Below are 12,546 nucleotides of genomic sequence, written 5' to 3'. Positions count from 1 at the left end.
TGATGGAGTGTAAGAGTGAAGGCTGATTCGCTGCAGGCGTATATCGATAAATTCAAAAGTCGGGATGCATTGATAGGGATCGTCGGTCTCGGTTATGTCGGCTTGCCATTGATGCTGCGTTATAACGCCATCGGTTTTCGCGTGCTCGGTATTGATATCGATACTGTCAAGGTAGATAAGCTCAATGCTGGTCAGAGTTACATTGAGCATATTGCCAGTGAACATATATCGAACGCGCGTGCGAGCGGTTTTGAGGCGACCTACGATTTTGCCCGAGCCAGTGAATGTGATGCATTGATTCTTTGTGTGCCGACTCCACTCAACAAGTATCGCGAGCCTGATATGAGCTTCGTGATCAATACGACGGACGCGATCACGCCTTACCTCCGCGCTGGTCAGGTAGTTTCGCTGGAAAGTACTACTTATCCCGGCACAACTGAAGAAGAATTGCTGCCGCGTGTCGAGTCGACAGGCCTGAAGGTCGGCGAGAGTATTTTTCTGATTTATTCGCCGGAACGTGAAGATCCGGGCAACCCCAATTTCGAAACACGGACCATTCCCAAGGTCATCGGTGGCCATACTCCGACATGTCTGGAAGTCGGTATTGCTCTTTACGAGCAGGCAATCGACCAAGTCGTGCCGGTTAGCTCAACTAAAGCTGCGGAAATGACCAAGTTGCTGGAAAATATTCACCGTGCGGTGAACATCGGCCTGGTCAATGAAATGAAAGTGGTCGCTGATCGCATGGGTATCGATATTTTCGAGGTGGTCGATGCAGCTGCGACCAAACCCTTTGGGTTCACGCCGTACTATCCCGGGCCGGGCCTGGGCGGGCACTGTATCCCGATCGATCCGTTCTATCTGACCTGGAAAGCGCGTGAGTACGGCTTGCATACCCGCTTTATCGAGCTATCAGGCGAGGTCAACCAAGCCATGCCCGAGTATGTGCTTGGCAAACTGATGGATGGATTGAATGATCGTGGGCAGGCACTCAAGGGTAGCCGTGTCCTGGTGTTGGGTATCGCCTACAAGAAGAACGTAGACGACATGCGTGAATCTCCCTCGGTGGAGATCATGGAACTCATTCAGGCCAAGGGCGGCATCGTTGCCTACAGCGACCCGCACGTGCCTTCGTTCCCGGAGATGCGCGAGCATCACTTCGACCTGAGCAGCGAGCCTCTGACCGCCGAGAACATCGCCAGCTTCGACGCCGTGGTTTTGGCCACCGACCATGAACGTTTCGATTACGAGCTGATCCGGTCTCAGGCGCGACTGATCGTCGATACCCGCGGGAAATATCGCATTCCGCATGCGAACATCATCAAGGCCTGATTCTGGTATGCAGGTCAGCGTGCGCGCTGTGCATGCCGGCCTGCTCCTCCATCGCGAGAAACAAACATGAAAAATTTCGCTCTGCTCGGCGCTGCCGGCTACATCGCTCCGCGCCATATGCGCGCCATCAAGGACACCGGCAACCAGCTGGTCTGTGCTTATGACATCAATGACTCGGTCGGTATCATCGACAGCATCTCGCCGCAGAGCGAGTTCTTCACCGAGTTCGAGCGGTTCCATGATTATGCTTCGCGCCTAAAGCGTGATCCGTCGACTACCCTCGATTACATCTCGATCTGCTCGCCGAACTATCTGCACCATCCGCACATCACGGCTGGCTTGCGTCTCGGTTGCGACGTCATCTGTGAAAAGCCGCTGGTGCCGACCACTGAACTGCTCGATGACCTTTCTCTGGTAGAGCGTGAAACGGGCAAGCGTCTCTACAACATTCTGCAGCTTAGGCATCACCAAGCCATCATTGATCTGAAAAAGCGCGTGAGCGCCGACGACAAAGCGCACAAGCACGAAGTCGAGCTGACCTACATTACCAGTCGCGGCAAGTGGTACATGGAAAGCTGGAAGGGCGATCCGCGCAAATCCTTTGGCGTCGCCACGAACATCGGTGTGCATTTCTTCGACATGCTGCATTTCATCTTTGGCGCGCTGCAGCGCAACGTGGTGCATTACGTCGATAACTACAAGGCCACCGGCTACCTGGAGTACGAAAATGCTCGCGTTCGCTGGTTCCTCTCCATCGATGCGAACGACCTGCCTGATGCGGTAAAGGGCAAGAAGCCGACTTACCGCTCTATCACCTGCGATGGTGTCGAGATCGAGTTTTCCGAGGGCTTTACTGACCTGCACACTGTCAGCTATCAAGCCATTCTCGATGGCAAAGGCTATGGGATCGAGGATGCTCGCCACTGCGTGGAAACCGTAGAAACCATCCGCACATTGGCCGCTACTCGTGCTCAGAGCGGTGAAGATCACCCGTTCCTTGCGCGCCTGCTGGGTTGAACCCTATGAGCCATTATCAGCATCCCAGCGCCATCGTCGATGAAGGCGCTCAGATCGGCGAGGGCTCGCGCGTCTGGCATTTCGTCCATGTATGCGCGGGAGCCCGAATCGGCAAAGGTGTATCTCTGGGGCAGAACGTATTCGTCGGCAACAAGGTGCTGATCGGCGATCACTGCAAGATCCAGAATAACGTCTCGGTGTACGACAACGTCACACTCGAGGAAGGCGTCTTCTGTGGCCCGAGCATGGTATTCACCAACGTCTACAACCCGCGGTCGCTGATCGAACGCAAGAGCGAATACCGTGACACATTGGTGAAGAAAGGCGCCACGCTGGGTGCCAACTGCACCATCGTCTGCGGCGTCACCATCGGGGAGTTCGCCTTCATCGGTGCAGGTGCGGTAGTCAACAAGGACGTTCTGGCCTATGCGCTGATGGTAGGTGTTCCTGCCCGCCATATAGGCTGGATGAGCGAGCATGGCGAGCAGCTGGATCTGCCGCTTACCGGGGAGGGGAGTGCACCATGCATTCACTCCGGGGAGCGCTATGTGCTCTGCGGCAATATTCTGAGCAAGGAGCAAGCCCAGTGATCGAGTTCATCGACCTCAAGACTCAGCAGGCACTGATCAAAGACAAGATCGACGCCAATATCCAGCGGGTGCTGGCCCATGGTCAGTATATTCTCGGCCCTGAAGTGGCCGAGTTGGAGGAGAAGCTGGCGGCCTTCGTGGGTGCCAAGTACTGCATCAGCGTGGCTAACGGCACCGATGCGTTGCAAATTGCGCAGATGGCGCTGGGCATCGGTCCGGGCGATGAAGTGATCACCCCGGGTTTCACCTACATCGCTACTGCAGAAACCGTCGCGTTGTTGGGGGCCAAGCCGGTATACGTGGACGTCGATCCGCGCACCTACAACCTGGACCCGCAATTGCTCGAGGCCGCTATCACGCCGCGTACCAAAGCGATCATTCCCGTTTCGCTGTATGGCCAATGCGCTGACTTCGATGCAATCAACGCCATCGCTGCCCGGCATGGCATCCCCGTGATCGAGGACGCTGCACAAAGCTTCGGTGCTACGTACAAGGGGAAGCGTTCCTGCAACCTGACCACTATTGCCTGCACCAGTTTCTTCCCCAGCAAACCCCTTGGTTGCTATGGCGATGGCGGAGCGATTTTCACCAATGATGACGAGTTGGCCAAAGTAATGCGCCAGATCGCACGTCATGGACAGGATCGTCGCTATCACCATATTCGTGTGGGGGTGAACAGCCGACTCGATACCCTGCAGGCCGCCATCCTGTTACCCAAGCTAGAAATCTTCTCGCGTGAGCTGGAGCTTCGCGAGCAGGTATCTCAAAGCTACTCTCGGCTGCTGCAAGAGGCTGGTATTGCGGCACCCTTCATCGAGGCGCACAACTTCAGTGCCTGGGCTCAATACACGGTACAGATCGCAAATCGTGAGCAGGTTCAGGAGCGCCTCAAGGCTGCCAGTATCCCTACGGCTGTACACTATCCGATCCCGCTCAACCGCCAGCCTGCGGTCAAGGATGATGCCGTCCGTTTGCCGGTTGGCGAAGCCCTTGCCCAGCGGGTCATGAGCCTGCCTCTGCATCCCTATCTCGATGACGCCTCGCGGCGTTTCATCATCCAAACATTGCAAGAGAGTCTGGACGCATGACTTGTAAGATCGTCACCATCGTGGGTGCACGCCCACAATTCATCAAGGCTGCGGCTATTTCGCGAGAGATTCTAAAGCATCCTGGGGCCCTCGAAGAGGTCATGGTACATACCGGTCAGCATTACGACCCGAACATGTCCCAGGTTTTCTTCGACGAGCTGGAAATCCCGGCGCCGCGCTATAACCTGGAGGTCTCAGGGGGCGGCCATGGTGCTATGACCGGGCGGATGCTTGAAGGTATCGAGCACATTCTGCTCGACGAGAAGCCGGACTGGGTGCTGATCTACGGCGATACCAACTCTACCTTGGCAGGTGCCCTGGCTGCGGCAAAGCTGCACATTCCTGTCGCACATGTAGAGGCCGGCCTACGCTCCTTCAACATGCGCATGCCGGAGGAAGTCAATCGTATTCTTTCCGATCGTGTGTCCAGCCTGCTTCTTTGTCCGACCGAGGTAGCGGTGCGCAACCTGGCACGAGAGGGGATTAGTCAGGGGGTGCACAACGTAGGTGACGTCATGTACGACGTAGCGCTCTATTATCGTGAAAGGGCGCGCGCCAACAGTCGTATTCTGCAGACGCTCGGTTTGGTGGAAAAGGGCTACGCTTTGGCGACCTGTCATCGTGCTGAGAATACCGATGATTTCGCCCGGCTGGAGGGCATCGTCTCCGCTTTGGCTGAAATCGCGCGCGATATCCCTGTCGTACTGCCGTTGCACCCTCGCACCAAAAAACTCCTTGAGCAATATGGACTGGAACGCTATCTGGCGAACCTGACAGTCGTAGAGCCTCTACCGTTTCTGGACATGGTGGCGCTTGAGCAGGCGGCCAAGGTGATCCTGACCGACTCTGGCGGAGTACAGAAGGAAGCCTTTTTCTATCAGGTGCCCTGCATCACGTTGCGTGACGAGACAGAGTGGGTGGAAACGGTGGAGTTGGGCTGGAATCAACTGGTAGGGGCTAGCCGTTCTGCGATTCTCCAGTCTTATGCAAGCCTTGCCGACGCCCCGGTGGGGGACCATGGCACTCCCTACGGTAAAGGCTTTGCCAGCCGCTTGATTCTCGAAGAACTCACGAGATTTTCTTGAGATGAATGTTCTGGTCAGTCTGATCAAGCATCGCCATGTTCTTTACTCGACCGTGGCGCAGGGGCTGAAGAAAAGAACCAGTGGCAATGTATTGGGCGCGCTATGGCTTTTGCTCTATCCGCTCCTGTTCCTCGGGATGTATAGCCTGGTCTTCGTGCAGATATTGCAAGTGCGAATTCCGGGTTTGGGTACCTCGGACTACATTCTCGTTGTGTTTTCCGGGTTGGTGCCTTTCTTGGCGTTCGCAGAGGCCTTTGGAGCGGGTACGGTGAGCATTGTCGGCAACCGTGATCTGCTGATGAACACTCTGTTCCCCATTGAACTGGTCGTGGCTCGTGAGGTTCTCATCGGCCACACCACGATGGGTATGGGCATGCTCCTGCTGTGGGGGGCGGTTCTGCATTTCCATTCGCTGCACTGGACGCACCTGCTGGTGCCACTGATCTATCTGCTCCAGATCATGATGGTGCTGGGGCTGGTCTGGATCACCGCGAGTCTGACGGTATTCTTCCGCGACTTTCAGCAGGCCATCCCGATTTTGGTGCTGTTTCTGATGATGATCTCGCCGATCGGTTACACCTCCGAAATGGTTCCTGAGGGCTTGCAGGGCGTCCTGTTCTTCAATCCTTTAGCCTGGCTGATGGAGCTCTATCGCGCATGCCTGATGAAAGGGGTGGTACCTCTGGAACAGCTGGGACTGTTCACGTTGTTTGCCTGCACCTTATTCGCTCTCGGCGGAGCGCTGGTTCTTCGACTCAAGCCGCTGTTTGCCGACTATGTCTGATTTAGCGATTTCCCTTCGCGGGGTAAGCAAGGTATTTCGACGTTTCCAGCACCCCGGTTGGCGTGCGCTCGATGCGCTCGGTTGGCCTGTGTCGCACAAGCGCTATGACTTATTTCAGGCACTTTTCGATGTAAACCTCGACATTGCTCGCGGTGAGAAGGTCGCGCTGATCGGTCGAAACGGTGCCGGCAAGAGCACTCTATTGCGCCTTATTTCCGGTCAGATGCGTGCAGACAGTGGTCAGATCGTCGTGAATGGTCAGGTACAGGCGCTGATGACCTTGGGAACCGGATTTCATCCGGATTTCACGGGAATCGAGAACATCCGCTCTGCACTGGCTTATCAGGGCGTCAGCCCTTCACGAATGGACGATTGTGTTGAGGAAATAGCTGATTTCACAGAGCTGGACACGTTTTTGCAGCGGCCCGTGAAAGAGTATTCGGCGGGCATGTATGCGCGCTTAGCCTTTGCAGTGGCGACCACCATTACCCCTGAGGTGCTGATCATTGACGAGATTCTGGGCGCAGGCGATGCCTATTTTCTCGGGAAATGCATCCAGCGAATGAAAGCGCTGACCAGTCAGGGGGCGACAATTCTGTTCGTCTCACATGACATCAGCTCAGTTCAAATGCTGTGTGATCGCGGTATCTGGCTGGAAGGGGGGCGGATTCGCCAGGATGGGCGTCTTTTGCCGGTAAGCAAAGCCTACCTGGCCAGCGTACGAGAGGAGGAGGAGCGGCGTGTTCGTGCCAAGAGTATGTCGCTGACGCGTGGTCAGTTGTCTGTTCTGACGGCAGATGGAACACAAAGCAGCCTGTTGCGCCTGACCGGAGCAGATGGGATTCCACCCTCAGAGCCGCTGCTGGTTCGCGCAATTCGATACGGAGACGCTCAGGGAGAGCTTGGTTGTATCGATATGGATGGAGGTCAGGCCAGTGGTTCCTGCCTGATAGTCGATGAGCAGTTTATGAACTGGAAGCGTATCGACCAGGCTTGCTGGGCATTCGGTGACTACGGTGGGCGTTATCAACATGCGCCGCTACAGATAGCGTGGCCAAACGGCATTCCTGATGGCGCTTGGGTGCAGCTGGAGGTACGGGGTGGCGCAGGTAAGCCCATCTCGCTCGAGCAGTATGACTCTGCGCAGGAGCAATACTGCACTTTGGCCGAAATCAACGGTGACAATGCGCAAGAATGGCAGAGCGTACGTGCTCCATTGCAGACGGATGCTGCTCTTGCTCAAAGCAAGTCGGCCGCAGTGCTGGCAGACTTGCAGGAACTCGGTAGTGACGACCGCTACGGTAGTGGCGAAGCACGCATCACCGGCTTGGGATTCTTCGATGAAGAAGGCGCGCGGCGCCATACCCTGATCAGCGGTGAGCCGGCATTTGCGGTGATCGCATTCGAGGCGAACCAGCCTGTATTGGACCCTGTGCCGGTGATGGCAATTTATCGTCCGGACGGAACCTGTGCGATGCAGGTCATTGCCAGCATGAGTGGCCACCGTTTCGATCGTCTTGAGGGAAAAGGAGGTATTCGTATCGACTTTTCCCCTCTTCTGCTCGGGCCGGGTGACTATCTGGTGTCGATCGCTCTGTTTCGTGAGCTGAATCTGGCCTCTTCGGTGGAGCCAGCTTCCTACGATCTCCATGACCGCTGCCATGCATTGAAGGTTCTACCGCCGCCGGGGATCCATGTGCAGATCGGTGTGGTCAATCAACCTGCCCAATGGGGGCTGATCCGGTGAGCCAGGACATACGTCTCTACAATGCTGCGCAGATCTGGGATCAACCTCTGCAGTTGGGCCAGCGCAACCTCCTGCAGGCCATTCGCGATTTTCTGCCGAAGAACGTCCACTCCTTGCTTGATGTCGGCTGTGGAGATGGCAAGTTGACATCCAAGCTGCTGGAGTCGGAAGCGCTGACTATCGTGGGTCTCGATAGCAGCGAAGAGGCTCTTTCACGCCTGCCTTTCCCAGGTGTGCGAGGCGATGCGCAGGCTCTGCCGTTCCCGGAGGGAGCGTTTGACGCGGCCATGAGCACCGATGCTCTCGAGCATATGCCCGATGATGAGGAGGTGGCTGCATGGAATGAGCTGTTCCGTGTGGCTTCCAAGGCCGTCATCGTGGCTGTGCCGTTTCGGGAGGAGTTGCTGGATGCTTCGGCTTGTTGTTCATCATGCGGTTACCGCTATCACGTCAACTGGCACCAACGTAGTTATGACCTGAACGATCTCTGGCGGCGGGCCCCCGAGGGCTGGAGCATTCGTGCCACCGTTCTTGCCGGGGAGCCTTGGAACGCTATGCTCCCGCCGGAGACGAGGTTGCGCCGTTATGCGCTGAATGAGTGGGCGGGCTGGGAGTTGGCAATGTGCCCTAGCTGCGGAGCCGCTGGTCAGGCGGCGCCTGCCCTTGAACCGTTGCCGACTCTCCTGGCTGCAAGCCTGGCCGAACAGCTCTATCCCGAGCTTGCAAAACGCCGATACTGCCGAAGCCATAGCGAGATACTCGTCGTTTTCCAGCGAGAAGGGTGCGTGCTGGAAATCGCCCCACCTCCGGCTGCGGAGCAGCGCGAGCAACTGGCTACTTGTGTGGATTTTACCCGGCAGCCCGCTGCGCTCGATTTGCAATCATTTTGTCAGGTTGCTCAACACGTGGCGGCAAGTGACGGGGGCTGGCGTATCCAGTTTCCGCTTTACGAGCCTGCTCCGTTGCTTGAGGTGTGCCGCCTACCTGGCTCTCGGGAGGCGTTGCATCTCGTCCTGGAGGACGCAATCGGATGCCTGTACGAGGGGTGCGTCCTTGCAGAGGGTGTAGATCGTCAGCTTCACGAGCTGCCCCGTCAGCCTTTTGCGGGCTACTACGGCATTCTCGCGTCCTGCTCCGCAGATGAGCCTTTCGCTTCCATACGCCTGGGACAGGGCCCTGCTTTCCAGCGCTTGCAGGTCCCAGCCTCTCAGGAGGCGGCGTATATGGAACTGCAGCACAGCGCCAGCCCGTTGTTCATCCAGGTTAGTCAGCCGCTCTGGTTCGACTCGGCGAGCCTGGAATGCGACGACCAATCGCTGCGGCCTGAACCGGAACGCGTGCTGAGGGGCATACAAGAGAGTTTGGAAAGAATGTTGCCTCATCTGGCCTCACATGGCAGCGACTCGCCTCCGAGGTTGGTGCAGGAAGTCAACCAGTTACAGGTGCACATCCAGAATCTCAACGGAGAGCGCGAAGGACTGCTGGAGCGAGCCCGGGAAGCCGACAGGCTTGCCGTCGATAAGCAGAACCTCGTGGGGGAGCGTGATGCCTTGCTTGAGCGTGCCAGGGAGGCGGATCAGCTTGCAGTGGAAAGGCAGAACCTGGTGGCGGAGCGTGATGCCTTGCTTGAGCGTGCCAGGGAAGCGGATCAGCTTGCAGTGGAAAGGCAGAACCTGGTGGCGGAGCGTGATGCCTTGCTTGAGCGTGCCAGGGAAGCGGATCAGCTTGCAGTGGAAAGGCAGAATCTGGTGGCGGAGCGCGATGCCTTGCTTGAACGTGCCAGGGAGATGGATCAGCTTGCAGTGGAAAACCAGAATCTCCTGGCAGAGCGCGCCGTGCTTCTCTTGCGTGCTGCGGAGACGGATCAACTGGCAGTAGACAAGCAGAACCTGCTTGCCGAGCGCGACGCGCTGCTGCAGAAGGCGTATCTGGTCGAAAGCCAGGCAGTGCGTTTGCAGAACCTGGAGGTTGAACTTGAGATCCTGCATGCCAGGGTAACCGAGGCTGACAGGTTGTCGGTCGAGCATCAGAACCTGACGGCAGGACATGACGCTCTGCTGCAAAAGGCGCTATTGGTAGATGTGCAGGCCGTGAAGTTACAAAACCTGGCTGCTGAGCGCGATACCTTCTCAGAACAGGCAGCGCTTGCGGAGCAGCGATTAACCGAGCTTTCTTTCCAAAAGCAAGAACAAGATGCGTTGCAAGAGCAACTGCGAAACCGTCTGAGGGAGGCGGAAGAAGCACTGCGTACCAAACAAAACCAACAAGATCTGTATGAAGCAGAAAAGCAATCACTGGAAGATGAATTGCGTGCCTGCAGAACACAATTAGAAAAGTTAAGCCAACACTTCGAGAACCGGCTAGGAGCCATTACCAGGCGCTTGATGAAAGCACTGGTAAAAGATAAGTAGGAGAGCCTTATGGCTTGTGTATTGATGCTCTGCCACGACCAGCACCTCGACCGCCGTGTCGTGGCGCAAGCTGTTACCCTTATTCGAGAAGGCCATTCCGTACATTTGCTGGCCCTTTCGTTCGACGCTCAGACCACCCATGAGCTGATGCCGGAAGGCATCCAGTTAACACGAATCGGGTTGAACCACATTATTCCGGAAAACCCCATATACAAGGGGTACATCAAGCGCCAGCACAAGTTGAACGACATCTTGAATTGGATGACGAATCGCTACGTGCGCAGACAGAGGGTATTTCAGCGCCTATTCAACTATGCGAGCCAATTGAACTGGCAGCTCTATAAGGTTTTGCTTCTGGCTCGTTATCACAATCGTTCTCTGCACGATCCCTTGCCCTTTCGCCAGGCATTTGTCAGCCATGGCATCGAATACCCCTGTGATCTGGTACAGGTTCACGACCTGCCAGCCCTCGAGGCAGGGAGCGAACTGGCCGGTCTATGGAAAGTGCCACTGGTTTACGACGCCCACGAACTGTATCCGGAGCAGAAGTCCTTCTCGCGAGCGCAGCGCAATATATGCTCGAAGGCTGAGCGGCGCCTGATCAAGAATGCCGATCTTGTCTTTGCGGTGAACCAGTCCATTGGCGAGGAAATGTCTCGACGTTACCAAATCCCGCAACCGGTGACCCTGCTTAACGCGATCGATCCGCCCTCAGAGTTCGACCCGGAAGCACGTTACGACCTGTTGCGCGAAAGGCTGGGTCTATCGGCGCAACGGCGAATTCTATTGTTCCAGGGTGGTTTTGCCCCTCACCGTAATCTTGAGGTGCTGATAGAGGCCATGACGCACGTTCGGTCTGCCGATGTCGATCTGGTGATGATGGGGTTTGGCACTTTTGGGGAGGTGCTGAAAGAAAAAGCTGCGCGGCTCGGTTTGTTGGGAACACGTGTCCACTTCCTTCCAGCTGTGCCGCAAGCTGAGCTTTTGCAACACAGTGCCTCGGCCGACGTCGGGATAATTCCGTATCCACATGTGGATCTGAATTCCTATTACTGTACACCGAATAAACTGTTTGAGTTTATACAGGCTGGTCTGCCGATACTGGCGAATGACTCTCCAGAGCTAAACCGCTTTGTAAAAGATAATGATTTTGGATACTCGGCAAGGATGGATAATCCGAAAAGGATGGCGCTGGCAATTGATGAGGTTTTTTGTGCTGCGGACGCTGCGCGTTGGCGTATGAATCTTTCCCTGAAAAGAGAAGATTTAGCCTGGAAGAAGCAAGGAGGAGTTTATATCTCCTCGATCAATACTGTTCTTGCAGAATTTGCTTGAGCATGCGCTGTTCACGGGGCTTGTGAAAATCGGACGTTTTTTGATGCGTTTCTATTGGTGTTTATTTACGGTCAGATCTCGAATATGGCTATTGTTGCTGTCGTTGGGAGTGGCCCCGTTCGCATGGGGGGATAGTGTTCAGCCCAATGCTGAGTATGACTCCAGGCTGGTGCTCAGTCATTTCAATGCTGACCACCCGGGGCGTGGCGTGGATTCTTATGATCATCAGGTCTTGGACCACGCTATGGGGTATGCGCTCTATGCGGCGGCTCAGGTTCTAAATAAAGATTATCGCAAGGCTGAAGTGGCTCTGGAGTGGCTGGCTACGAATAGTAACGAGGGTATCGGATGGGGCTTGCCATTTGAATGGGATGCCTTTTCGGATGGCAGTGTGAACTCGCGAAATACAGTCTATGGCATTACAGTCGCATGGGGGGTCAAGGCTCTCTTGGATTTTACTGAGGGAACCGGTTCTGACAAGTACGTTTGGCTGATTGAGTCGGTGCTTGATTATTATATGGGCAGCTTTTCCGTTACGCCGGCTGGGGGGTATTTCTGGTATTCGGATAGTGGTTCAGATGACAAGAATGTCCATAATGTTTCTGCGATGCTTGCAGGTCAGTACGCGCGGGCGGGAAAGTTGTTAAATAAAAAAGCATATGCTGAACTTTCTGCTCTTGCGTTTCGAGGCGTCTGGGGGGCGCGTCATGATGATGGGAAAGGGATGCATTGGAGGTACAGTGATTTTTCCAACAGGCCAAATGATTCTGTGCATGCTGCCTATGTTGTTTATGGGTTGTCTGTCTATTCGCAAGTGGTGGGCGAAAAATTAGACCTTGAACGGGCCTGTGAGTATCTTCTTGGCTTTGTATCGAATGGCGTGGCTTTCGAATATAACCATCTTGAATCCTTAGCCCCCTCGCTGTCGTCACGGAGGGCGAGGTCTTGGGGGGTGGGTATGATGATATTCGTTTTGTCTGATCAGGGCCGCCTCAATGATGCAGATCGATTTATAAAAGTATTGCCTGATTATGACTATGGTGGAGGGGTCTTCGGGTTGAATGTGGGTGAAAGGGTTTTTTTTCCTCGGGTACAAGGGCATATTGCGCTGGGCATTGCACGGCGTGAACGCAGTGTATTAGGCTTTTAGTGTTGGA

General features: G+C 55.5%; 10 protein-coding genes. All 10 read left to right on the top strand.

Going from position 1 to position 12,546, the window contains the following annotated elements:
• Positions 1-30: 30 nt before the first annotated feature.
• Positions 31-1,332 carry a UDP-N-acetyl-D-glucosamine 6-dehydrogenase gene (wbpA, locus tag INS93_RS12390; protein ID WP_192982425.1) on the top strand — a complete coding sequence of 434 codons (1,302 nt, stop codon included), beginning with the start codon at positions 31-33 and terminating at the stop codon, positions 1,330-1,332.
• Between the two features lie 66 nt (positions 1,333-1,398).
• Positions 1,399-2,349: a Gfo/Idh/MocA family protein gene (locus INS93_RS12385; RefSeq protein ID WP_192982329.1), complete on the top strand. Its 951-nt coding sequence runs from the start codon at positions 1,399-1,401 to the stop codon at positions 2,347-2,349.
• 5 nt (positions 2,350-2,354) lie between these two features.
• Entirely contained in the window at positions 2,355-2,939 is a 585-nt protein-coding gene (gene wbpD / locus INS93_RS12380; RefSeq protein ID WP_192982326.1) for a UDP-2-acetamido-3-amino-2,3-dideoxy-D-glucuronate N-acetyltransferase, read from the top strand.
• On the top strand, positions 2,936-4,027 hold the full coding sequence (locus INS93_RS12375) for a DegT/DnrJ/EryC1/StrS family aminotransferase (protein WP_192982324.1): 1,092 nt from the start codon (positions 2,936-2,938) through the stop codon (positions 4,025-4,027). Before wbpD ends, INS93_RS12375 begins: the two co-directional genes overlap by 4 nt.
• Positions 4,024-5,112 (top strand): non-hydrolyzing UDP-N-acetylglucosamine 2-epimerase, encoded by a 1,089-nt coding sequence (wecB, locus tag INS93_RS12370; protein ID WP_192982323.1) that lies wholly within the window; start codon positions 4,024-4,026, stop codon positions 5,110-5,112. The genes INS93_RS12375 and wecB overlap by 4 nt, the downstream gene beginning before the upstream one ends.
• Position 5,113: 1 nt before the next feature.
• Positions 5,114-5,896, top strand: a complete 783-nt coding sequence (locus INS93_RS12365; RefSeq protein ID WP_192982321.1) for an ABC transporter permease — start codon at positions 5,114-5,116, stop codon at positions 5,894-5,896.
• Complete coding sequence (locus INS93_RS12360) at positions 5,889-7,643, top strand: ABC transporter ATP-binding protein (protein WP_192982319.1); 1,755 nt, start codon at positions 5,889-5,891, stop codon at positions 7,641-7,643. The genes INS93_RS12365 and INS93_RS12360 overlap by 8 nt, the downstream gene beginning before the upstream one ends.
• Complete coding sequence (locus tag INS93_RS12355; protein WP_192982317.1) at positions 7,640-10,054, top strand: methyltransferase domain-containing protein; 2,415 nt, start codon at positions 7,640-7,642, stop codon at positions 10,052-10,054. Before INS93_RS12360 ends, INS93_RS12355 begins: the two co-directional genes overlap by 4 nt.
• 9 nt (positions 10,055-10,063) lie before the next feature.
• The gene (locus tag INS93_RS12350; RefSeq protein ID WP_192982315.1) at positions 10,064-11,389 is read left to right on the top strand and encodes a glycosyltransferase; all 1,326 of its coding nucleotides are present in this window, start codon (positions 10,064-10,066) and stop codon (positions 11,387-11,389) included.
• Positions 11,373-12,539, top strand: coding sequence for a hypothetical protein (locus tag INS93_RS12345; RefSeq protein WP_192982313.1), 1,167 nt, complete (start codon positions 11,373-11,375; stop codon positions 12,537-12,539). Before INS93_RS12350 ends, INS93_RS12345 begins: the two co-directional genes overlap by 17 nt.
• Positions 12,540-12,546 lie beyond the last annotated feature (7 nt).

Origin of the sequence: Pseudomonas sp. EggHat1, assembly GCF_014892995.1 — a bacterium.
Taxonomy (GTDB): Bacteria; Pseudomonadota; Gammaproteobacteria; order Pseudomonadales; family Pseudomonadaceae; genus Aquipseudomonas; species Aquipseudomonas chaetocerotis.
The sequence above is the reverse complement of the archived record's forward strand: the minus strand, read 5'-3'. Positions and strand labels throughout refer to the sequence as shown.

Excerpts from the sequence above, each read along its gene's own strand:
- INS93_RS12385 (WP_192982329.1), top strand. The coding sequence starts at position 1,399 with ATGAAAAATTTCGCTCTGCTCGGCGCTGCCGGCTACATCGCTCCGCGC.
- wbpD (WP_192982326.1), top strand. The coding sequence starts at position 2,355 with ATGAGCCATTATCAGCATCCCAGCGCCATCGTCGATGAAGGCGCTCAG.
- wecB (WP_192982323.1), top strand. The coding sequence starts at position 4,024 with ATGACTTGTAAGATCGTCACCATCGTGGGTGCACGCCCACAATTCATC.
- INS93_RS12365 (WP_192982321.1), top strand. The coding sequence starts at position 5,114 with ATGAATGTTCTGGTCAGTCTGATCAAGCATCGCCATGTTCTTTACTCG.
- INS93_RS12360 (WP_192982319.1), top strand. The coding sequence starts at position 5,889 with ATGTCTGATTTAGCGATTTCCCTTCGCGGGGTAAGCAAGGTATTTCGA.
- INS93_RS12350 (WP_192982315.1), top strand. The coding sequence starts at position 10,064 with ATGGCTTGTGTATTGATGCTCTGCCACGACCAGCACCTCGACCGCCGT.